Origin of the sequence: Saccharospirillum mangrovi (genome assembly GCF_003367315.1) — a bacterium.
GTDB classification, from domain to species: domain Bacteria; phylum Pseudomonadota; class Gammaproteobacteria; order Pseudomonadales; family Natronospirillaceae; genus Saccharospirillum; species Saccharospirillum mangrovi.
Genome location: NZ_CP031415.1, coordinates 2,381,689 through 2,404,396 on the forward strand (window position 1 = coordinate 2,381,689; position 22,708 = coordinate 2,404,396).

Here is a 22,708-nt window from a genome sequence, read left to right on the forward strand (position 1 = left end):
CGCTCCCCTTGTTAAAGCGGTGGATTGCCGGGAACGGTAGCGAGGCTCGATGTCATTTCCATGACAACGCCAACCGCGTGGCTTTGACGGCCACAACGGTCGGCGGGCGGGTTGGATCAACGCTCCAGTCGTTGCCACAGCTCGGCGATTTCCGCCTTCCACTGGGCCTGGCGCTCGGGTTTCTGGTGCTTGGGTTTGCGCGCCTGATCGTCGCTCAATTGCTGCTCCAGCCAGTCCAGACGCGCCAGCATGGCGTCTTCGCTGTCGGGCAACACCGAGGTGTTTTGCGCCGTGGATGAACTCGATGGCGAGGCATCGCCACCGGCTTCAAGCTGACGGTAAAACGCCGCCGGATCGTCAATCTCACGCAACACCCCGGCTTCGATCCACCACCAGCGCGTGGCAACGTCATCGAGAAAGGTTCGGTCGTGACTGGTCATCAGCACGGTCATATCACTGCCGGTCAGCGACTCGATCAACTCCTGGCGCCCTTCCAGATCCAGGTGGTTGGTGGGTTCATCCAGAATCAACACGTTCGGCCGTTGCAACCGGAATAAAGCGAACATCAACCGCGCTTTTTCACCGCCACTGAGGCTGTGCACCGGCTGGTCGAAACGCTCGTAGGGCACGCCAGCGTTCAGTAAGGTCTGGCGAATGGCGTCATCCGGGCCATCGAGGCGTTCACGCAACCAATCGAAACGGCTGACGTTTGTTTCCAGGCTCGACAACAACTGGTCGTAGTAACCCAGTTGCACGCGCGGGTTCCAGCGAATATCGCCTTCCTCGTCCCCCACGGCGGCCATCATCCGCTTCAGACTGGTCGATTTGCCGACGCCGTTAACGCCCAGCAAAGCAATGCGATCACCAGGACGAACGTTCAGAAACTCGCACGTCACCGACCGATTTTGGTCGCCCGGTAAATCGATGCGGGCGTTTTCCAGCACCAGCACCTGACGCGCGGTCAGGCCTTCTTCCGGCAACGCCAGCGCCAGACCGCTGCCCTGGCTGACAAAGGTCAGGTCGGCTTTTAACCGCTCGACGCGTTTCTCCATCGTCTTGGCTTTGCGCGACAAATCCTCGTTGTCGTACGTGTGCCCCCAATGCGCCAGCCGTTTGGCCGATGCCTGCAAGCGCGCCACTTCTTTTTCTTCTTCCGCCCGACGCGCCCGCGCCTGTTCGTCAGCCTCGGCCAACGCCTGGCGGGCGGCATCGAACGGCAGATTAAAGTGGTAGAGGCGCTGATCGCGCAAAAACCAAGTTTGAGTACACAAGGCATTCAGCAGATGGCGGTCGTGCGAGACCATCACCCAAGGCACCGACTGCGACTGCAACCATTGCCGCAATAGCGTCAGACTGAGGATGTCCAAATGGTTGCCCGGTTCGTCGAGCAGCAAAACGTCCGGTTCGATCAGAATGGCGCGCGCCAGCAACAGCAAATTCTGCTGGCCCCCACTGAGCGAGGCGACCGACTGCGCCAATTGCTCGGCGTTGAAACCGAGCTTGAACAGTTCCGCTTCGGCACGGTGGCCATCTTCCAACCGACGCGTTGCGGGCAAGGCCGCGATGGCTGCCTGCAATAAGGTCTGCGCCTGTAATTCCTCCGGCACAAACTGTTCGACCCGACCGATCACCAGATCACGACGCACCTGGCGACGGCCGGCATCCAATTCGATGTCGCCAGCCATCAGCGCCAGCAAACTCGACTTGCCGGACCCGTTGTGACCGACCAGACCAATGCGGTCGCCACGGTTAACGACCAGCGATAAATCAGCAAAAAGCGGCTTGGCATCCCGATTCAGGGATACCTGGGAAAGCGTAATTAAAGCGCTCATATCAACGTCCTACACAGAATGCATTCAGGACGCCGAGGGGCGGGAATGAAGTGCCGTTCGACGTCCGCTAGTTAACGAAGGACGTCGGTGCAGCGCCCGAGGGGCACTGTGCGCGGCCGAATCGGCACAGACACACAATCATCTGGGGTCTCCTCTGCTGGCGGTGAATGGAATAAAACCGATGGGCAGTCTAGCGAAGCTCGACGGCGACGCAAAGCAAGCGTGCGAGGCTTTCGCCACCAGTTCGCTAAACCCTTGAATTTTTTGAAAAAAAGATAGGAGGGTATTGTTGACACCCCCGGAATTTTACGGATAATACGCGGCCGTTACGGAGGCTATGTAGCTCAGTTGGTTAGAGCACAGCATTCATAATGCTGGAGTCGCTGGTTCAAGTCCAGCCATAGCCACCATCCCTCTGGTGGGCCGTCGCCAAGCGGTAAGGCAACGGGTTTTGATCCCGTCATGCGCAGGTTCGAATCCTGCCGGCCCAGCCATTTTTCTCCCCCGCATCCCTCTAGTTCGACCCGATTTTTGGGCCGTCGCCAAGCGGTAAGGCAACGGGTTTTGATCCCGTCATGCGCAGGTTCGAATCCTGCCGGCCCAGCCAACTTCTCTTCTGCACATCAGACCGGTATTGTCGGTCCAGTTTTTTGCCGGAGAACCGAAATGACTGCCGCTTCATCGTTTTTAATCAGCGCCTCCGAACTGGCCGAATTACTGAACAGCGACCACCCGCCGGTGCTGCTGGATTGCCGGTTCGATCTGGCCACGCCCGAAGCCGGCCAGGCCGAGTACAACGAAGGCCATCTGCCCGGTGCTTTTTATGCCCATCTCGACCGCGATCTCTCCGGCCCGATTCAAGCCGGCGTCACCGGCCGCCACACCCTGCCCGACCCCGCCAGCCTGCAAGCGCGCTTACGCGCCTGGGGATTGTCGGCTGATACACCGCTGGTGGTGTACGACGCCAGTAACGGCCCTTATTCCGCTCGCGCCTGGTGGTTGGCACGCTGGGCCGGTTTAACCAACGTTCGCGTGTTGGATGGTGGCTTAAAAGCCTGGCTCGAACGAAACGGAAAATTGGTCAGCGACATACCTGCGCCGCCAGCAAGCAGCGACCTTATCGTCCAGTGCCCGCCAGACTGGGTAATCGACGCAGACACCCTGCAACAGCAACTGACCGAACTCACGCTGATCGATGCCCGCGCCGCCATCCGCTACAGCGGCGAAACCGAACCGCTGGACCCCATTGCCGGCCACATTCCCGGCGCCTATTGCGTCGATTTCACCGCCAACCTGGACGCCCAAGGCCGCTTTCACGACGCCGCGACTTTACAGCAACGCTTTGAACCACTGCCGGATTCCGGCGACTGGGTTTGTTACTGTGGCTCGGGCGTGTCGGCCTGCCACAACATTCTGGCGATGGCCGTAGCCGGACTGCCGCAACCGAAGCTCTATTCCGGCTCCTGGAGCCATTGGATTACCGACAGCCACCGACCCATCGAAACCGGACTGACCAAGGGACCGCTCTAATCATGCCCGTTCGTTTGCTATGCCTTGTTTTACTCGCGCTCTGTGCCGGCCCCGCGCTGGCGCAACAGCATTTCAACATTCTGGTGTATCACCACGTTGCTGAAGACACCCCGGCCAGCACCAGCGTCAGCCCGGCGACCTTTCGCCAGCATCTGACCTATCTGCGCGACAACGGCCATCCGGTCATTGCCCTGAAAACCGCTCTAGATGCAGTACGCAATGACGAAGCACTGCCCGACGGCGCTGTTGTCATCACCTTCGACGACGCCTTCAAAAACATCTACACCAACGCCTTCCCGTTGCTGCAGGAATTCAACGCGCCGTTCACCATCTTTGCCGCCACCGATCCGATCGATCAGGGCTTCAACGACATGCTCAGCTGGGATCAATTGCGCGAGATGCAGGCGTGGGGCGCCACCGTTGCCAACCACAGCCGCGACCACGGCTATCTGGTGCGTCACTCACCGCGCGATAACGCCTGGCGTGAACAAATGGCCGCCAGCATCCGCCATGCACAGCAACGCCTGGAAACGGAATTGGGCGACGAAGTGCCGCGCTGGTTTGCCTACCCGTATGGCGAATACAGCGAAGGGCTGAAATCGATTTTGCAGAACGAAAACTACATCGGTTTTGCGCAGCATTCCGGCGGTGTCTATCGCGGCAGCGACTTCTATGCCCTGCCCCGCTTCGCTGCCGCCGGTGTCTATTCCCGGCTGGAAACGCTCGGCACCAAACTGGACAGCCACCCGATGCCAGTAAATCTGGCGTCGGTTCCCGACATGCCCACCACCGATGTGCAACCGAGCATGACCATCCGCGTCGACGATACCTCCGACATGAGCCGCTTACTGAACTGTTTTGTCGACAGTGCCTGGCAGGACGCGCGCTGGATTGACGATCATCAATTTCAACTCAGCGCACCGGAACCGCTTAGCCCGGGTCGGCATCGTTTCAACTGCACCGCTCAGGCGCGCAGCGGCAACTTCTTCTATTGGTATTCCCAGCCCTGGCTGGTGTTGGCGGATTGACCGCCGACCAAGTGGACACAAAAAAACCGGCACGATGGCCGGTTTTTTTTCGCTTGAGCCAAACACTCAATCGGGAATTTCGTAGTCGAAAACCTCAACCCAATCATTGCTGTTGGGCAGTCGTTCCCAGACGCTGCCGACTTCCGATATAGCCAACAGTTCGACAATGCTCGGGTCCAACCGCTCCATACAATCGAGCGGTGCGACACAAGCTGCGTCTTCTTCCATCAGAAAATCGTCGGTCTCAAAACCACTGTAAAAACGGAACCCCGTATCGTTGGCGTGTTGCGCTTCTTCTTTATAAAAGAAGCGAATCGGCAACGGACGTTCATTCAGAATCAAACTGGATGCCAGGCAGAGGTATCCCCCCTGACGGCCTGCACTGACCTGAGCTTGCATATAACAGACAACCTCGTAAACGCGGCGTGTATCGGTAGATCGAAGGGCGGCGGATTATAAGCAAGCGCAACCAAAATGCATCCCGTTTGGGCCGACCAAATGGTCAGAAAATGACGTCGCGTTTAGAATCAATCAGTTATAAATGTAATTTTTTGTAACATGACAGAAAACTCCGAACCGACAACCGGTTCGGAGCTGAGGAGCGCTGTCGTTCAAGCCGACTGGGTTTCCTGATTGTCGAGTTCAACAGCGTCGAAAATCTGCTCGAGGATGTCAGGAATGGCCGACTGCACCCGACTCCAGCTCGGCATAAACGGCGTTGCCATCGGGTTTTCCAGAAACTCCTGACCGGCCGACATAACGTTGCGGGCAAACAACTCCACCGCTTCTTCTTCGGCGTGGCGATCCAGCGTCAGGCCGTTGAAGATGGCGTCGTTGTAATAGGTTTCGATGTAGTCGAGTGCGACCCGGAAATAGGTCGCCTTGATGGTGCGGAAATGCTCTTCGGTAAACACCAGACCTTGCGTCGCCAACTTGCGGAAGATCGCCTTGGAGATGTCGCGCGACATCTTCGACAGCCCTTTACGAGCATCTTCCGGGCTGAGCGGCTGATGTTTGTGATCGTATACCGAAGCGACGTTCACCTGGCAGATGCTGCGCGGGCTGTAGTTGCGATGCAGCTCTGCCAGCACGCCAACTTCCAAACCCCAGTCGCTGGGAATACGCAGGTTGCGCAGCACGTCGGTGCGCAGGCTGAATTCGCCCGACAACGCATAGCGGAACGAATTCATGTACTCGAGAAATTCGTTTTCGCCCTTGACCATTTTCAACGCCCGCAACAACGGCGACACCAGCAACCGGCACACGCGACCGTTCATCTTGCCGTCGGCGATGCGCGAGTAATAACCCTTGCAGAACTGGTAGCGATACGCCGGGTTGGCAACCGGATAGATCAGCCGCGCCAGCATGCCACGGTCGTAGGTTTTGATGTCGCAATCGTGCATCGCCACGGCCTTGGCGCGATTGGCCGCGAGAATGTAGCCGTAGCAGTACCAGACGTTGCGGCCTTTACCCAATTCGGTCGGCGCCAGGCCTTTGCTGGCCAGCATCCGATCGACCGCCTGCAGGCGCGGACCGTCGTTCCACAGAATGCGCACCGGCTGCGGCAGGCGGCCAAAGTATTCCTGAGCGTGCCGGAACTGATCGCGGTCAGCGCGGTCGAGACCGACCACGATCTCGTTCAGATACGGCACCTGCGTCAGCTCCTGGACAATGGTCTCCAGCGCGGGCTGTTCCAGCTCGGAATACAGCGACGGCAATACCAGCGCCATCGGGTTCTGGTGGGAAAAACCAATCAACTCCTTTTCCATGGATTCGACCGGCCGATCGACCAGATTGTGCAGGTTGGCAATCAAACCATTCTGAAAAAAATCGCTCATAGCTAAGGCTCCTTGGAGATAAAACGATCAAGCAAATCCAACACCGACCGGTTCCAACCTGCAGGACCGGGTTGCGGCGCTAAGACAACATTCGAAAGAGTTTCCGCCCGGGCAGCGCCGTGCGCCGGCGGAATGCGTACCGCCAGATCGGCGATAGCCAGCATGGCGTCGTCGTTGCCGCCATCGCCCAGCGCCAGGCTGCGAACGCGGCTTTCACCCGCCAATTTATCGACCAGATATTGCAACGCCGTGCCTTTGTCGGCACCGCTGGCCAGATGCAAAAACCGCCCGCCTTCGAGCGTCTGCACGCCAGCGGCTTCCAGCGCGGCCTTGAACTCTGCACGGCCGGCCACGCCCGCAGGCCAATACACCGGCAACGCGCCTTCACGTTGCCGCGCCAACTGGGACTGGTTCAACGACAATCCCGTCCAGTCGGACACCTGTTGATCGCTGGCTTCATGGAAACCGATGGCTGGGGCATTCAAGGATTGGCGTACACGCTCAAAGACGGCAATCAGCTCTGCCAGCGGCCGACCAAGAGCTGTCGCCAGGCCATCGCTTCCACGATCATCGACCACCACCGCCCCATTCTCACAACCGGCCAACGGCGCCAGATAAGGAATGTCACGGCGCAACGCTTGCCATTCCAAGCGGGTTTTACTGGTCACGGCGATCACCGGAATGTCTCGTTCAGCCAAAGCCTGCAATGCCGGCTCAGCCGGATGCCAATCGTAACTGTCGTGGTCCAGCAAGGTGCCGTCCAGATCGGTGAAACACGCCCAACGCGCCGTCATACGGTTGGCTCCCGCCATTGAGGCTGGCCAGGGCGCTGCTGGTCGTCCAGCGGAATCAACACATCCGCCCGCTCGCCCAGAGTCGCCAGGCCGTGTCGCGTCAGCCGTTCGTAATGCTGAATAAAGCGCCGCAACTGGTCGTCGTTCATCACGCCGCTGCCGCCCCGGGTGCGCAGCCCTTCTTCCTGACGGCGACGCCAGTTAAACACCTGCTCAAAACCCGGCGCTCGCAGCACGATCAAGGCATCCAACGCAGCGAACAGTCGTTGATAGGGCCCAGCCAATTGGGCATTGACGTAACGACGCCACTCACCCTGGGCATCGTCGCGCCGTTCCAGTGCATTGATGGGTTCGGCCAGCGCGGTCTCAGGTTCAGCGCTCAGGCCGATGCACCAGCCTTCGAAAATCAGCATGTCCGGGGGTTGCGGCAGCACCGGCCAGTCGGCTTCCGGGCGGCGGTCATCGCGGGATTTATCAAACCGGGGCAGGGCTTTCGGGCCTTTGCCCAGCCGGACCCAATGCAGAATGGCTTCGCCCAACGCCAGGTCGTGCGTGCCTGGCACGCCGCGCGTCGCCAATAAAGGATGGCGTTCCTGCGCCAGGCGTTGACGCCCCGCCAACGGTAAATACAGATCATCGATGGACAGGATGGCGACGCTCAACCCGTGTTGCTCGAGTTGCCACTTCAATACGGCGGCGAGCGTCGATTTACCCGACCCCTGCGTGCCTTGAATGCCCAAAATGCGCGGACGGCGACGCAGCAACCAGTCGGTCAACGGCTGATACAACGACTCACGGAAGTCGATCAACTCTGCAGGCAAAACCGACTGTTCGAGAAATGCCGCGAAGGCATCGTTCGTGGTCACAATTGCGTCCCCTTGAAGTTGAAACGTGATTCGGCCGGGTACCGATCAACAGACACCGAATCAACGAACTGACGTCAGGGTAGAGCAAAATACCGGCCAGGAAGACAGGCCTTGGAGAGGTCTAAGATTGCACCGAAACAGTGCAAAAAGAAGAGTGCGCACCGAGGCCGGCAATTGCCAGCCCCAAAATGGTGCGCGATGGTTCAGCGACCGAAACGTTGCTGTTTCAGAACTTCGAATTGCTCGACCATGTCGTCCATGGCCGCCGAGTCGTAAGGCATCAAACCACTGACGATGAGCTTCTTGGAGCCGGTACCGACCACCTCGCCATCGGCAGTGATGTTGAACTCAAAATGAGCATCGCCACGCTTGCCGTTCACATCCAGGCTGGTATTAGCGAGTTCCATTTCCGGGTTCTGGATGTCGAGCCGGTTCAGCTCAAACGCCATGCTCTCGTAAATCACCAGCGGGCGTTTGGGGTTGAACATGACGCCGTGTTTTTCCATCAACGGCACCATGATGAACGGGAAGTTATGGCCGGAAAACGCCACATAATGCCGCGTCAGCTGTTCAATCAACTGGGCGTCGTGGCTGGTTTTGCCGCCGTGTTCCAGGTGCAGATAGGCTTTGCCGTTGGTGTCCTGAATATCGACGACGCCTTCGTCCACTTCGGGAAACACCAGCGGCACGTTGTCGCCCACCATGCCGGAAAACCGCACGGCCATACGCTCACTAACGCCGTAACGCTGCAACACCAGAGCGAACAACAAATCGCCCGGTACGCAAAAGCGCTTGGCATCCGGATTATGGATCGGGTTGAAATCACCGGCGACGTCCTTGGCAAAGTTGCTGGCCTGGTCGGCACTGATCAGGACGTAACCGTCTTGTTTGCGGTGAAAAGAATCAAGAAACACGAAAATCGCTACCTATATGACTCAGTTTGAGCATGATCACCTATTGTGACGACTGCTGTCGCACTATAAAGCACCGCGCCGGGAAAAGATTTGTGAACAAAGCTCAAGGCCGGGCAACCAATCACACTGTTAACCCGCCCTGACGGACACAATCGCCTCAACCATTGCAGTTGAAACTTGTCGCACTCTCTCGATTAACCCAGTTCTTCCGCCGTCGGTAACGACAAAAACGCGCCGCGCTTACCGACCGCCAACCCACCGGCCCGCACTGCCCGTTCCAGCGTGGCGGCCCAGTCCGGCTCGTGGTCAGAACACAATGCTGCCACGACCACGCCACAAAAAGCGCCACCGGCTGCGGTAACATCCACCACCGTCACCACCGCCGGCTGACATTGATGATGGCCGTGACGAGTAAACACTTCCGCCACATTCGGGCCATCGGTGATAAACACCGCCTGAGCCCGGTTCGCAAACGCCAGTTCCAGCAACTGTTCCTGCGCCCGGTGTTCCCACAGGCGGTTCATTTCCTGACGATTAACCTTGATCACATCGGCTCGGGTCAGCATCGCTTTGATCGGCTCGCGAAAGTTGTTGCCGCCCGGCCACAAACCCTGGCGCAGATTGACGTCAAAGCTGATCAGATTGCCGGCATCCAGACATCGGTCGACAAAGCCCAGATGCACGCGGCGAATATCGACTTCGGTCAGGGTGTTCGATGCCACGTGCACCACACCGGGCGTGAATTCAGCTGGGCTGGGCAATTTGTGGGCAGGTAACAGCAGGTCGGCGCTGCCACTGCGATAGAAGCGAAAATCGGGTTTGCCGTGTTCGTCGAGCGACACCAGCGCCATCGGCGTCGGCGCATCGGTAGAGCGCAGATAGCGGGTATCGACGCCATAGTGCGTCAACGCCTGCTTTAAATAGGGGCCGAACCGGTCGCGGCCGACCTGGCCGATAAAGAAGCTCTTCACACCCAGACGCGCTGCGGCCACCGCCACATTGGCGGGTGCGCCGCCGGGGTAGAACAAGGCGCCTGGAATCGCCAATCCATCTTCAACCACGCCATCCTGATGCAAGGCATCCACGAGCAATTCACCAAAGGCGTAAAGCGGCTTCATGCAGCTTCCTTTACTATCGACTGAAAACGGAGGCGGAATTGTCGCATCCCGCCTAAGGGCTGTCGATCTTGCATAACGCCCGGCATCCGGCCATAGTCTTGGCTTTTTTACGGTGGTCGGGATGGAAGTTGTGCTGATCGCAGGCGTCGTTTTCGTCGTCGCAGTGATGCTGGCCGACTTGCTGCGCATCGCCTGGCGGGCGCGATGCAGCTTAAGAAAACGACGTTTCCGCCGATGAGCTATATTAGAGATATTGATATCGACGCAGTGCGTTATTGCCAGGCCAGCGTCGATACGGGTGAAACAACAGACAGATAAGAATGGAAAAGTGGCGTCCCGTAGGGGACTCGAACCCCTGTTACCGCCGTGAAAGGGCGGTGTCCTAGGCCACTAGACGAACGGGACAGCTAGCGAGCGGCGAACTTTAAGGACGCCCCCTGGGGCTGTCAACCCCTGCCCTTGGGTAGGTTCGCCGGACAAAAAACATGCATTCTATGAAACACAGTTGGGAAGAATTCATCGCTTCCTTTCATCGGGACGGATGACCAGATGGGCATTGATATCAAGGTTTTGCTATCCATAGCAGCGGTCGTCATGGTCGTTGTGATGCTGGTGGCAATGGTGATTACCCAAAGTCGTCATCGCCATCAGGCTGCCGTGCGCGAGCAACTGCAAAACCTCAACACCCAATACCGCAAATTGAATAACGTACTGCGCAGTCTGCCCGAAGGTTATCTGTCGTCAGAATTGCGCGACTTTATTTACCAGGCATTACTGCAAAACATCCGCGCTCAGGTGAAGTTGAAACCGGATCAGGAAAAATACCTGATCAGCGATTACGAACAACTGACCACCGAACGCGCCCACGCCAAACAGCATCCGCCCAAGGCGTCGATTCCAAATCTCAAACCCGAAGAAATCAATCTGCATCGACACACGCTCAAAGCGTTGTTTCTATTCATCAAGCGCAATTATGAAACCGGCCACATGGACAAACCGGCGGCTGAAAAAATGATGCGCCAGGTCGAAATCAAATTGGTCGAAACAGCGGTGCGCTTCTTCACCGGCCACGGTGAGCAGTGCCTGCAAAGCCAGAATTATCAGGAAGCCTGCCGCGCGTTCCAGAAAGGCCTCGACAGCATCACAGCATCGCGCCACGCCAGTGAATTCAAACAGGAAGAATTGGCGCTGCGTAACCAGCTGGGTATGGCCAAGCAACAATGGCAGGACCACCGCCAGGAAATGTCATCAAGCCAGGCTGAAAAGCTCGCCGAAGGCATGGAATCATTGGTTGAAGATCAGGACAGCTGGAAGAAGAAGAACGTTTACGATTGATTCAACGGATGCTGCTATAGCTGTTTATTCAAGCCAGGCGCTGCATTGTATTGAATTAATAACGTATTCAACCAACAACGCCCGGCTGTACAGTTCAGTCCATCAATTACTCAGGTTGCGCGGCTGCAAGGTAAATTCCAGCGGAGCCTGCAAACGCAACTGGCCCACACGCGTTGTCGTTAAACGAAAGCGACTGCATTGGCCGGAATTTCCCAGACACTCACCCAAACCCACCACCTCGGCCTGTGGCATGGCTTCGAGAATGCGATGGTCTTCGGTGATGCAAATCATTTTGCCGGGCGTCAATTGCGCCTGGGCACCACCCAGACCGACCTGAATCGACAACAGACAATATTCTGGCAAGGGTTCACTCAACGCACCGGCCGGGCTGCCAGCGTCCTGCGGATGAACGGTGACGGTGCCGGTTTCGGTCAGGGTTTGGTCGGCCAGCGGCAGCAGTTGCAATTGCGCTTGCGGCTGAACAGTCAACACCACTTCCTCGGCCAAAACCGGAGCCAGACTACAACAAGACAACAAACTCAACATCAGACCCAGACGGGTTTTCATAACAGACCTCAACTGACTCAACGATAAAACCGCCCGCAGTTTACCAGAAGTCACCGGGACTTCCCTTGCCAATTCCGAATCAACCAGTACACAATGCGGACCATCTCCTGAACAGCGCATCCTAAACCACCATGAACACTCGTCTGATCTTCTTCTTGCTGGCGGTCGTGGCCTTTGTGGCGGCGCTGGTCTATTTTGAACGACAGCGGCAAGCCCCCTGGAATTCGCCAGTTTTCTTCAGTCAACTGACGCCACCAGCGGCCATCGAGAGCACACTGCTAGGCATGAGTACGAGGACGACCGCCGACGTCTGATCCAACCGTCTCTGCCCGCGCGGATTTCACCAGAAGGGAACGACTATGTCCGGCATCCTGTCCATGATTCTCGCCGGTGGTGAAGGCACTCGCCTGGCACCTCTGACCTCGGTTCGCGCCAAGCCAGCCGTTCCTTTTGGCGGTAATTACCGCATCATCGATTTCGTACTGAACAACTTCGTCAACTCCGACCTGCTGCAGATTTTCGTACTGACTCAGTTCAAGTCGCATTCGCTGATGAAACACATGAGTCGGCGCTGGCGGGTCACTGGTCTGACCAATCGTTTCATCGATCCCATCCCCGCTCAGATGCAAATGGGCAAGCACTGGTATCAGGGCACCGCCGACGCCATCTACCAAAACATCGAGTTGGTGGAAGGCATGGACCCAGAGGTCGTTTGTGTTTTTGGTGGCGACCACATTTACAAGATGGACGTGCGGCAGATGATCGAATTCCACCGCAGCCACGACGATGCCCGCCTGACCGTCGCCGCCATTCCGGTGCCGGTGGAACAAGCCGATCAATTCGGCATCATCGAAATCGACGCCAATCACAAGATGATCGGCTTCCAGGAAAAACCCAAGAGCAACCCCAAAACCATTCCCGGTCGTCCCGGCTGGGTATTAGCCAGCATGGGCAATTACGTGTTCGAGGCCGATACGTTGGTATCCAGCTTGCGCGCCGACGCCGAACGCCCCGACTCAATTCACGATTTCGGCCACAACATCATTCCCGAATTGTTCGAAGCCGGCGTTGTCTATGTGTACGACTTCTCCACCAACACCATTCGCGGCGAAGCCGAACACACCAGCGGCTACTGGCGCGACGTCGGCACCATCGATTCGCTATTTGAGGCGAATATGGACCTGCTCGCCGTCACACCGCCGATCGATCTGTACAACCGGCACTGGCCGCTGCGCTCGCACCACCCGGCCGTGCCACCGGCCAAGTTTGTACACGACGAAGCCAACCGCACCGGCCAGGCCATCAGCTCGATGATTTCCGGTGGCTGCATCATTTCCGGCGGCAGCGTGCATCAATCGATACTCGGCCACAACAGCCACATCCACAGCTACACCACCGTCGAAGACAGCGTCTTGATGGGCGGTAACGACATCGGCCGTGGCTGCCGCATTCGCCGCGCCATTCTCGATAAAAACGTCACCATCGCCCCCGGCACCGTTATCGGCGAAGACCTCGAACAGGACCGCCAACGCTTCCACGTCTCACCCGGCGGCGTGGTCGTCATTCCCAAAGGCGCCCGCGTGGGTTTCGATGACTGACCGACTGAAAATTCTGGTCGTCGCCTCCGAGGTTGAAGGCCTGGTCAAAACCGGCGGCCTGGCCGATGTCGCCCGCGCCCTGCCCGCTTGCTTGCAAGCCATGGGGCACGACGTTCGCATCGTCATGCCCGCTTACCAACGCATCCGCGAACATTGGCGCGACTGGCCGGCGCAACCGATGCAACTGCCGCTGAGTCTGTTTGAAAACCACCGCGTCCAGGCGCGCACCGGCACACACGCCGGCTTACCGATGATCCTGCTGGAACACGCGCCCAGCTTCGAACGCCCCGGCGTGTATGACGACGGCTACGGCGCCTTCGACGACAACCCGCGCCGTTTTGCCATCTTAAGCAAAGGCGCCCTGGCCTGGTGCAAAGCCAACGACTGGCAACCGGACATCCTGCATCTGAACGACTGGCAAAGTGCACTGGCAGCGTTTTATCTGGCCGAACACTACAAAGACGACGCCTTCTTTGCCCACACCCGCAGCCTGCTCAGCCTGCACAACGCCGCCTATCAGGGCCACGCCGATGCTCGCTGGCTGCAACCTTTGGGCATTCACGAAGTCTTTTTCCGCTCAGAAATTTTTGAAGATTACGGCCGCATCAATTTGCTCAAAGGCGGCATCCATTTCGCCGACGGTTTAAACGCCGTCAGCCCCGGTTACGCCGAAGAACTCGTGACCGATATGGGCGGGCATGGATTAGGCGCTTACTTTCGCGCACGGAAAAATAATCTGATCGGCATTCTGAATGGCTGCGACTACGGCCAATGGTCGCCAGAAACCGATCCCGATATTGCCGCTCAATTTCACAGTATCGACGACACCGGCAAAGCGCAGTGCAAAATCGCACTGCAACGCGAATTCAAACTGGCCGAAAAGCCGGTGCCGCTGTTGGTTTCCATCAGCCGGCTGACCGATCAAAAAGGTTTTCACCTGTTAATTCCCGCGTTGGAAAACATCCTGAAAAACGAAGACATTCAAGTCGTGCTGCTCGGCTCTGGCGATGCGCAACTGGCCGCGCAACTGCACAGTCTGGAGCAACGCTTTCCGCTGAAACTGCGCTTTGTCGAAGGCTACGACATGGCGCTGGCGCATCGGTTGGAAGCCGGCGGCGATGCCTTCCTGATGCCGTCTTTGTTTGAACCTTGCGGGCTGAACCAGATTTACTCGTTGCGCTACGGCACACTGCCGCTGGTGCGCCACGTCGGCGGTTTGAAAAACACCGTTGTCGCCTACAACAACGACGGCTCGAACCTCAATACCGCCACCGGCTTCAGTTTCCTGGACCCCAACGCCAACGCCTTACAACAAGCCCTCGAACAACTGATTCAGCTCTATCAAACCGATCCCGCTACCTGGCAGCAACTGCAACGCAACGCCATGGCGCAACGGTTTGAATGGCGCGACTCGGCGCAACAATACGTCGATTTTTATCGTCAGTTACTGGCAACACCCCGTTCCACATCCACCACTTCAAAGCACTGATTCCCGCGTTACACTGCATTCACCTTTTCACTGCGGAGACACTCGCATGAACGCCACCTGGATCGATATCCCCACTCGTGATGGTCAACAATTTCAAGGTTATTTGTCGCTGCCGCCGACCGGCCGTGGCCCCGGTATTGTCTTGCTGCAGGAAATCTGGGGCGTCAATCACCACATTCGCACTGTGGCCGATCAATACGCGCTATCCGGCTACACCGTGTTGGCGCCAGATATTTTCTGGCGCGTCGAACCGCGTATTGATCTGGAGTACAACGAAGCAGGCAACGAACGCGCCTTCGCATTGGCTGGCACAGTCGATCGAGACCAGGCCACACTCGACATCGCCGACGCCGTCGATTGCCTGAAAGCCCGTGGCGAAGTGGATGGCAAAACCGCTGTACTGGGTTACTGCCTTGGCGGACAACTCGCCTTTCGCACCGCCGCCACCGGCAGGCCCGACGCCGCGATTTGTTTTTACGGTGGCAAAACCGTGAACTACCTGGACGAAGCTGATCGCGTTTCTCAGCCAATCTTGTTTCATCACGGCGAACAGGATACAAGCATCCCGCCGGCCGACATCGCAGCCATCAAAACCGCCATGTCTGGCAACAGCCAAGCCGAATTTTTTGAATACCCCGATGCCGGACACGGCTTTAATTGCTGGGGTCGCCCGCTCTACAACCAACCGGCTGCGGCCTTGGCTCAGGCGCGCACCTTGAAGTTTCTGGCGAAGTATTTGTAACGGTTAAATTAATTTTAAAACCGACAAACAATCAGCGACATTTTGCATTAACATTCATGCAAAATGTCGCTGACTGCGAACCTGCGTTATCAAATCCCCGCCATTTTTAACCAGGCGTCTTCCAACTCGCTGACCGACTGACTGTCGTAGAAAATACGATCCCGACCGTCCAGCAACCACCGCTGCCAATGGTTTCGCTGTTCCGCGTCCTGAGCCAGACCAACGGCCAGATCGACATATTGCTCAGCCGAGTCAGCAACCAAAGTTGTATCGCCCAATTGCCGATACAGCCCCGAGGTGAAATTGCCACGCAACAGTACCGAGCGTTGCGTCACCACCGGCAGCCCCAGACCCAAAGCGTCGTAACTGGTGTTAGCCCCGGTGTAATGTGGCGGGTCGAGCGCGACATCCACACAGCGCAACAAATCCAGATATTTGTCGTTTGGCATTCGCGGCAAAATGGTTACCCGGGAAATCATTGCACCCAAGCTGCGCTGTAAGCGTTGTTGCAATAAGGTGGCTTCGTTCGCCTCCGCACCGCCAATCAATAGCAGCCGGCCATCGGGATCGCGCTGCAAAATGCTCGCAACCAACGCATCAAAATCCGGATGCACCTTGCGCGGGTTTTGGTGACAGATGTACAGATGCTCGCGTTCACCAAAACCAAACTCAGCACGCGATACCGATTGGGTTTTAACCTGCGGCGGCTCAGCCCAGGTGAACATATTCGACTTCATGCTCAGCAGCGGTTCGCTGTACAGACGCTGAGCGTTTTCAGGTTCAACCAGATCGCTGGTCAGAAAGAAATCCATCGTCGGAATGCCGGTAGTCATCGGCCATGCCCAACTGGTGTATTGCACCGGTGCGCAGCGAAACCACGGCAGAAAATAATTGAACGTATCGGTACCCACTTCCCAGTGATAGAGCACATCCAATTGTGCTTTTCGCAACTGGTCAGCGGCTTCGTCCACCCGCATCGACAACGGCAACCAATGCACGTGCTCAGACGGCAATAACGCCTGGGTAGCCGCCAATGCCGGGCGATTAACCGCCACGACTATTTCAAATTGATGCCGGTCAAAATGCGGCATCATGCCTTTCAGACTGCGCGCAAAAATGCCTTCGTGACCACGGCTGACCACCATACCGATGCGCAGTTTGTCCGCGCCCCGACGTTTTTCCGGCGCATCGAATTTAGGCAGACGGTCGGCCAGCATCTGCGCATAAATAACTTTTAAGCGACGATCCTCGCGGCCCTGATACATCAATTTGTAAGTCGGTTCGGCACCGCTTAAATGCAGGGTGTCCAACGGCAAGGGTTGCGACCGCTGGCTCCATTGAGCAATTTTTTGTTGAAAGCGATCGCGCCATTGATCGATGGCATCGCTCGACTCGTAAACGTCCGGGCACAGGTTGTCGGCGTGCAGTTCGTGCCACCAGTGGTCGGGGTTGAGCTTAGCTAATTGACGGTAACCCCGTTCGGCTTCCAGCATCGCTCCGGTGCGTTCCAGGGCACGACTGAGATTCAATTGGGCATCGGAATAATCGGCTTGTTGTTGCAGTGCTTGCTGTAACGGCTGAATCGCCTCGCCCGGTTCGCGCTGTAAAATGAAGGCACTGCCGAGGTTGTTCAGCACCTTGGCCCGAGTAGCTCCGGCAACAAAATCCAAAGCGTGATGGTAGCTTTCGATGGCGGCCGACACCTGACCATTTTCGAGCAAGGCGTTGCCCAGGTTGTACCAGCCATCGCCGTTACCGGGTTGCTGCAACAACGCCTGGCGATACTCGTTGATGGCCGCATCCAATTGTCCGGCGCCACGCAACGACAGCGCCAAATTGAATCGCGCTGCGGTTAATGTTGGTTGTTGCCGTACCAGTGCCGACAACGTTTGCACCGCTTCATCATAACGACCCAGGCGCCGCAAAATTTCACCACGGTTTACCGCCACCGGCGGCACCGGGCCGTACTGGCTGGCTAACCAATCCAACTGTGCCAAGGCATCTTCCAACCGATTCAAATGCACCAGGCTTAATGCCAGTTGCAACCGATACTCAGGCTGGTTGGGCTCGGCGTCGACCAGCCCCCGAAACAACGATTCCGCCCGTTCAGTTTTCCCGGCTGCCAGGGCGCGTTTTGCGGATTCAAAGGTTTCCGAAAATGACATGAATCATCCTTATGCTTGCAGAGGTCCTGCCCGCTGCACAATAACCGCCTTGTCTGAACACGAACTGAGCGCTACACACGAAACCGAGCTTAACAGCAACCCCGGTGCAGCCGTCATCCGAATCAATCAAAGCGGTGTTTCGTACAATGGACGCCAACGACAAGGCACGGCAATAAAACCGGCCAACTCATCGCATTGGAACAGCGATCAACACCAAGCAGACGCCAACTGAACGGGCATTGGATGCAGGGCCGGGAAAAGTTTCAAGCGGAGGCGATATTCGCTGGCCGTGTTTTCTTTATCTAAGCAGCGCTTCAACCAAAACAATTTCTGAACAGAAAACGGCCGACCCAACTCACTGGAAGTCGGTCGGCCGTTCGATGGTTAACGCGTCCTAATTCGACGCCACAAGCCCAACAACCCACCCAGCAGCGCGAGGAACCAGGGGTTGATTGAACCGAATAAACCTTCTTCTTGGTCTTCATCGGATGAGGTGTTTGTGGATAAGGGTTGAAGAATACGAGCGTTAATGGTGGTGGCGCTAGAACTGTCATCTGGCACCCATGCAATTGCAATGACATCGTCATTCATAGCAATTCGGGCACTATGGAATGTTGTATCCGAATCTAAATCCTGAATGTAACTGCTGGACTCGAAAACGCTTTGATTCGATTTATTTGTAGATGTAGCTTCAATCGCCGCTGATGGCTCAGTTGATGACTTTGAATAATCCCACGTAGTAACAATATTTCCTTCACTATCTGATGCAATACTTGGGCTACCAACGCCCATTGAGCTTCCAGTTGTCGACAATACAACTCTTCCACTTCCCTCTGATCCATCAGCATTCCAGCGCTGAACCATCTGGTCGATTGCATTAGAACTTTGATCCGATCCTCGCGTAAAAGTAGTGATAAATCCACCATCAACATCGTTAGCAATATCTATATTGTTGAAAGCTTCTGAACCGAAATTTTCATTTCCATCCAACGAAAACGAACCGCCCAGTGGATTCAACTGGAGATCGTATTTACGCCCCAGTACTTCATTGGAATCTAACCAGCCGAAGAGAATTGTCTGGTTATTTTGCAGCGCAACTTTTGCTGGAGAATCCATACCGACAACAAGAGCTTTTTGTCCGCGACTTGGTGCGCCGCCCGCTAAATACGTTTGAACACTCAAGTCGTAACCACTATTTTGGGTGGCCCACACCAAAACAAAATCACCATCATCATCCATAGCAATTTCAGGCGAACACGGGTTATTACCTTGGCTGGAATAAAGCGGCAGCTGTTGACTGGATGAATAAGGAGGCGACAGCGTCAACCCACGGATATTCACTGAAGTTGTTGTGTTACACGCAAGCGAATTCAAACCCGTGTCGCTGGTCACCGTCCAAGCCAATGCCAGATTCCCATTCAAATCCCCACCCACGGTCGGAAATTCGAACGACTCACCTGTCCCGCTTGCCTGAGCCAATTCACGAGCGGTACCAATGGCACTGCCGGTTTTATTGAAGAGTTGTAAGAAAACTTTGTCGTTGGACGACGCATCATGCTCGGTCCAAACCACCACAAAGGAGCCACCCGGAAAGGCCACCATATCGAAACCGCTGATTTCGTATTCGCCGGGTGCATCGCGCAGCGTCAAAACATCGCTGGCGCCATCGAGCAAATCGCTCCAGGCTTGCACGGGTGCCAGGGCGGCACCGGAAATAGCCAGCGCCAAAGCGCTGCGCTGAAAGACAGTGGGTTTCATGGTTAGGCTCCCTCCCGACACACTGCAGGTGCCACTACTGAGCGGTTGATGTAATCCAGGAAAACGACCGAACGCCGCTGACTGCGCGGCTACCTGTGTTCAAGCCATCAGGCATTGTTCAAAGATTGATCGACGCCGCACAGAATACTCCAGTGTGACGGCGGCGTCTTCCAGTACGCGGTCCAAGCCTAGTTGAAATTTGCAAAGGCGGGCCTAACGATGTTTGGGCGAGGCGGCGGCCTGTTGGGCACGCCGCTGTTTCAATGAAAGGTGCGGTGAATGGATTGGCGCTCAGGCTGAGGTTGTCAGCATTGGGCGCTGGGTCAGTGGTACCAGTGGCTTTGGTACCCACCACACCGGCGCTGGCTCGCGTATCGACTTGCCCTGCATTTGCCATGCAAGGCGTAATTGCGCCGCTACTTCGGGCTGGCAGATTTCCGGTAACCGCTCCAACGCCTGGGTAAAACACTCCACCGCTTCGTCGGCCTGGCCGTCGTCCAGCAACAACTTACCCAGACGCAACCAGGCGTCCCCCTGGCCGGGGTCGTGCGCCAGCGCCAGACGGTATTCTTCGATAGCCTGTTGCACATAGCCGGCATCGTTCAACGCCCGCGCCAGGTTAAAGCGCGCCAGAAAGAATCGTGGCCGTTGTTCAACAAAGGTGCGCAACACTTCAACGGCTTCATCGTGCCGCCCCAACCGATTCAGCAATTCACCTCGGTTGATGCTCACCGCCGGTACTTGCGAATAATCCCGGGACAGCGTTTTCAATTGCATCAAAGCGGCTTCCAGCAACCCTTGTTGCGCCAGCACCAGGGCGTAATGCAACCGCACTTCCGGGTCGTTGGGCTGAGCATCCAACAGTTGCCTGAACAGTTCAGCCGCCTGTTCCAGATGGCCTGCGGCCAAAGCGCGTTTGGCGGTTTCCATTGTGACGTTCTTTGTCATCATCCTTCTCCCCGTCAATCTGACAAACAGCAACACCTCCGTGTTCAGGCTTTGGCTGCCTAAACGGCGATGTCGCGTGTGGGAGACTAAAACCGGTGCGATTGAGCAAGCGTTTGAAGGGAATGAAAAGTTACGGTTGATCGGTGGGAATTGTGAGCCAGTAAACGCTTAGGGTGTTGTTAGCCCGTTGGGTTCAACGTCCCGGTTCGCAATAGCCTGGCGAAATGAGCCGATTCCAATTTCAACTCATAAGCGATGGCGAGGTCGTTTTCCTGCGCTGCCTGAAAACCCAACTTGTTGTGCAACGCGATCGAAGCATGATTCTGCTTCAATACATGGCTCGACAGTTGGTCGATGCCTTTCGCTTGAAGTACCTGCTGAATTTCGCCCAAAAATCCCGACAGTCGTTTAGGGCCGCGATGTTCCGGATGCAAAATCAGCATGCTGACAAACCAATGCGATTCAGTGATGGGTTTCAGTGTTGCCAGGGCTGTCACGGTGTCGCCCTGCCATTGGTCGATCACTACGCCGGTTTGAATGGATTCCAGCAAACCGGCGCGATAACTCGACCAGTCAATACTCCAGCCTGCGGCTTCCGACACGGGCGCCAGCGTCAATCGTTCCAACGCTAGATACGCATCGAGCCGTGCATCAACCGAGCGCTCAGTCATCAGAAACGACGGCGTTGTTCCAGCAGGCGATTCAGCCGGGCGGTGTTATCGAAGAAGGTAGCGCCACTGCGTTCACCGACGCGAATTGAAGCGGCCATTAAATAGAACTCCATCCGCATCTGCCGCTCGGCCGGGCTGTGTGCCGGGCCGTGGCCCAGCTTGTCGTCGATGTTCAACAGGAACTGATTCAGGCGATCATCATCAGCTCTGGTAAAGGCGACAAAATCGTCATGATTATCCAGGTTTCTTGCATCCAACAGATCGTCCAGAACAGCATTCAATCGGCCGTTGTAGCGGTAGTTGTAAGCCGCTTTCTCTACCGAGTACGCATTGAACTCGCTGGCTTCCGGCAGCGCGCCGTCGGCAAAGAGGTCGTTAAAACCGTGCATTAACTCGTGCGTTAAAAACACGCCGGCAAAAGCCGGTGAAATCCGGTCGGGACGGACAGTTACCGCCAGCAGATTTGCTTGACGGCCGGTCTGCAACGTTGGGCCTGGTTGGTTGAGGCTGGGGTGATCGTTGTCGAGAAACAGAACCCAAAGCCCGTCGGCATGACCTTCCGTAGCAGCCATCAACTGACCGTCGGCTTGGACATGCCCCCAAAACAGATGTGGGTAAAGGTTCTGATCGATGGCCTGAATCAGCGAGGCATCTTCCTGTTCAATCGCATCCGGCACTGGCACTGAACCCATCACTTGCGCCAGGCTGAGTTCATAGACTGCCTTGGCCTCCTGCCAATCGGAAAAGGTGATCGAATCCGGAACGTGCTGCGTTGTGTTGCTGGCACAGCCAGCCAACCAAAAGCTGACACACAACAACACCAACAATGATCGTAACGACATCCCAGATTCTCCTTTCTAATCATCCGATAACGACAGCGTAGTGATGCCGTGAATCCGCCTTAACCCGTTTTCACCGCCAACACCGAAAAGGTGTGCCAATGTTTCATGGCGCCCAAGCGCGTTGGTCCTTGAACATTTTGTTCATCAAACGACTGGATCTCGAATGGCTCGAACAACGAACGCACTGTATCGACCGACAACGGGCAGGTTGGAATACGAAATCCCGACGCCCAGTCATCGTCCAGCCCCAGAAAATGGCCGACAAAAACACCGCCGGTTTGCAACGAACGCGATAAGTTTTCCCAAGCCTGTTCGAAGCATTCCGGCTGACAAAAAAACAAACTGGAAAACGCGGTGATGACACCGGACTCCGGGTAATCGAATGTTTCAAACCGGGCGTGTTGGACTTGAATCTTGTCGCAACCGGCGAAGCGTTGTTCACACTGCGCAACGGCATCGAGACTGGCATCGTACGCCACCACCTCATAGCCCAGTTCCAACAAAGCCGCCGCATCCTGGCCAGCGCCGCAGCCCACATCGACGGCGCGCTTCAGGCCTGAGCGGTTCAATTGAGCGGCGGCGGTGGTGATCGGGTTCGCGGCTTTATGTCGCGACTTTTCCAGATACGCTTGCCAGGGGTCGGTGGTATTCACAGCTTCGTTCGTTCCTTGAA

21 protein-coding genes and 4 tRNA genes are annotated in these 22,708 nt (G+C 56.5%); 10 read left to right on the plus strand and 15 right to left on the minus strand.

Features of this window, described 5'->3' with window-relative positions; genetic code table 11:
• Window positions 1-116: 116 nt before the first annotated feature.
• Entirely contained in the window at window positions 117-1,832 is a 1,716-nt protein-coding gene (locus DW349_RS11380) for an ABC-F family ATP-binding cassette domain-containing protein (RefSeq protein WP_108125216.1), read from the minus strand.
• A 333-nt stretch (window positions 1,833-2,165) separates the two neighbouring features.
• Here DW349_RS11380 and DW349_RS11385 point away from each other — a divergent pair.
• From DW349_RS11385 to DW349_RS11405, 5 genes are all read left to right on the plus strand, one after another.
• Window positions 2,166-2,242 (plus strand) — tRNA-Met (locus tag DW349_RS11385).
• Between the two features lie 9 nt (window positions 2,243-2,251).
• Window positions 2,252-2,326, plus strand: a tRNA-Gln gene (locus tag DW349_RS11390).
• A gap of 38 nt (window positions 2,327-2,364) precedes the next feature.
• Window positions 2,365-2,439 (plus strand) — tRNA-Gln (locus DW349_RS11395).
• A gap of 59 nt (window positions 2,440-2,498) precedes the next feature.
• Entirely contained in the window at window positions 2,499-3,362 is an 864-nt protein-coding gene (locus DW349_RS11400) for a sulfurtransferase (protein ID WP_108125214.1), read from the plus strand.
• Window positions 3,363-3,364: 2 nt separating this feature from the next.
• A complete protein-coding gene (locus DW349_RS11405) occupies window positions 3,365-4,390 on the plus strand; it encodes a polysaccharide deacetylase family protein (RefSeq protein WP_108125212.1) in 1,026 nt (341 codons plus the stop codon).
• 66 nt (window positions 4,391-4,456) lie between these two features.
• Here DW349_RS11405 and DW349_RS11410 read toward each other — a convergent pair whose 3' ends face one another.
• The 7 genes from DW349_RS11410 to DW349_RS11440 form a co-directional block, all read right to left on the minus strand.
• Window positions 4,457-4,789 (minus strand): DUF2185 domain-containing protein, encoded by a 333-nt coding sequence (locus tag DW349_RS11410; protein ID WP_108125210.1) that lies wholly within the window; start codon window positions 4,787-4,789, stop codon window positions 4,457-4,459.
• A gap of 212 nt (window positions 4,790-5,001) precedes the next feature.
• Window positions 5,002-6,228, minus strand: a complete 1,227-nt coding sequence (locus DW349_RS11415) for a glycosyltransferase family protein (RefSeq protein ID WP_108125208.1) — start codon at window positions 6,226-6,228, stop codon at window positions 5,002-5,004.
• A gap of 2 nt (window positions 6,229-6,230) precedes the next feature.
• The gene (locus tag DW349_RS11420) at window positions 6,231-7,022 is read right to left on the minus strand and encodes an HAD-IIB family hydrolase (protein ID WP_157954314.1); all 792 of its coding nucleotides are present in this window, start codon (window positions 7,020-7,022) and stop codon (window positions 6,231-6,233) included.
• On the minus strand, window positions 7,019-7,888 hold the full coding sequence (locus DW349_RS11425; RefSeq protein WP_198650460.1) for a hypothetical protein: 870 nt from the start codon (window positions 7,886-7,888) through the stop codon (window positions 7,019-7,021). The genes DW349_RS11420 and DW349_RS11425 overlap by 4 nt, the downstream gene beginning before the upstream one ends.
• A 203-nt stretch (window positions 7,889-8,091) precedes the next feature.
• Entirely contained in the window at window positions 8,092-8,802 is a 711-nt protein-coding gene (locus DW349_RS11430) for a DUF3581 domain-containing protein (protein WP_108125204.1), read from the minus strand.
• A gap of 194 nt (window positions 8,803-8,996) precedes the next feature.
• The gene (locus DW349_RS11435; RefSeq protein ID WP_157954313.1) at window positions 8,997-9,920 is read right to left on the minus strand and encodes a PfkB family carbohydrate kinase; all 924 of its coding nucleotides are present in this window, start codon (window positions 9,918-9,920) and stop codon (window positions 8,997-8,999) included.
• A gap of 329 nt (window positions 9,921-10,249) precedes the next feature.
• Window positions 10,250-10,325 (minus strand) — tRNA-Glu (locus DW349_RS11440).
• 144 nt (window positions 10,326-10,469) lie between these two features.
• Between DW349_RS11440 and DW349_RS11445 the strand changes: the two genes are divergently transcribed.
• The gene (locus DW349_RS11445; protein ID WP_108125202.1) at window positions 10,470-11,255 is read left to right on the plus strand and encodes a hypothetical protein; all 786 of its coding nucleotides are present in this window, start codon (window positions 10,470-10,472) and stop codon (window positions 11,253-11,255) included.
• A gap of 102 nt (window positions 11,256-11,357) precedes the next feature.
• Here DW349_RS11445 and DW349_RS11450 read toward each other — a convergent pair whose 3' ends face one another.
• Entirely contained in the window at window positions 11,358-11,822 is a 465-nt protein-coding gene (locus DW349_RS11450; protein WP_108125201.1) for a hypothetical protein, read from the minus strand.
• A gap of 131 nt (window positions 11,823-11,953) precedes the next feature.
• Here DW349_RS11450 and DW349_RS11455 point away from each other — a divergent pair, with 131 nt between their 5' ends.
• Genes DW349_RS11455 through DW349_RS11470 form a run of 4 tightly spaced genes read left to right on the plus strand, consistent with a single transcriptional unit; the run spans window position 11,954 to window position 15,651 of the window.
• Window positions 11,954-12,136 carry a hypothetical protein gene (locus tag DW349_RS11455; protein ID WP_108125200.1) on the plus strand — a complete coding sequence of 61 codons (183 nt, stop codon included), beginning with the start codon at window positions 11,954-11,956 and terminating at the stop codon, window positions 12,134-12,136.
• A 45-nt stretch (window positions 12,137-12,181) separates the two neighbouring features.
• Window positions 12,182-13,420, plus strand: a complete 1,239-nt coding sequence (gene glgC / locus DW349_RS11460; RefSeq protein WP_108125199.1) for a glucose-1-phosphate adenylyltransferase — start codon at window positions 12,182-12,184, stop codon at window positions 13,418-13,420.
• The gene (locus DW349_RS11465; RefSeq protein ID WP_108125198.1) at window positions 13,413-14,909 is read left to right on the plus strand and encodes a glycogen synthase; all 1,497 of its coding nucleotides are present in this window, start codon (window positions 13,413-13,415) and stop codon (window positions 14,907-14,909) included. Before glgC ends, DW349_RS11465 begins: the two co-directional genes overlap by 8 nt.
• A gap of 46 nt (window positions 14,910-14,955) precedes the next feature.
• On the plus strand, window positions 14,956-15,651 hold the full coding sequence (locus DW349_RS11470; protein ID WP_108125196.1) for a dienelactone hydrolase family protein: 696 nt from the start codon (window positions 14,956-14,958) through the stop codon (window positions 15,649-15,651).
• 89 nt (window positions 15,652-15,740) lie between these two features.
• Here DW349_RS11470 and DW349_RS11475 read toward each other — a convergent pair whose 3' ends face one another.
• From DW349_RS11475 to DW349_RS11500, 6 genes are all read right to left on the minus strand, one after another.
• The gene (locus DW349_RS11475) at window positions 15,741-17,816 is read right to left on the minus strand and encodes an O-linked N-acetylglucosamine transferase, SPINDLY family protein (RefSeq protein ID WP_108125194.1); all 2,076 of its coding nucleotides are present in this window, start codon (window positions 17,814-17,816) and stop codon (window positions 15,741-15,743) included.
• 384 nt (window positions 17,817-18,200) lie between these two features.
• Entirely contained in the window at window positions 18,201-19,574 is a 1,374-nt protein-coding gene (locus DW349_RS11480) for a hypothetical protein (protein ID WP_108125193.1), read from the minus strand.
• A gap of 291 nt (window positions 19,575-19,865) precedes the next feature.
• Complete coding sequence (locus tag DW349_RS11485) at window positions 19,866-20,522, minus strand: tetratricopeptide repeat protein (protein ID WP_162824637.1); 657 nt, start codon at window positions 20,520-20,522, stop codon at window positions 19,866-19,868.
• 179 nt (window positions 20,523-20,701) lie between these two features.
• A complete protein-coding gene (locus DW349_RS11490) occupies window positions 20,702-21,193 on the minus strand; it encodes a GNAT family N-acetyltransferase (RefSeq protein ID WP_108125189.1) in 492 nt (163 codons plus the stop codon).
• Complete coding sequence (locus DW349_RS11495; protein ID WP_108125187.1) at window positions 21,193-22,035, minus strand: hypothetical protein; 843 nt, start codon at window positions 22,033-22,035, stop codon at window positions 21,193-21,195. Before DW349_RS11495 ends, DW349_RS11490 begins: the two co-directional genes overlap by 1 nt.
• A 59-nt stretch (window positions 22,036-22,094) precedes the next feature.
• Complete coding sequence (locus DW349_RS11500; RefSeq protein WP_157954312.1) at window positions 22,095-22,688, minus strand: class I SAM-dependent methyltransferase; 594 nt, start codon at window positions 22,686-22,688, stop codon at window positions 22,095-22,097.
• Window positions 22,689-22,708 lie beyond the last annotated feature (20 nt).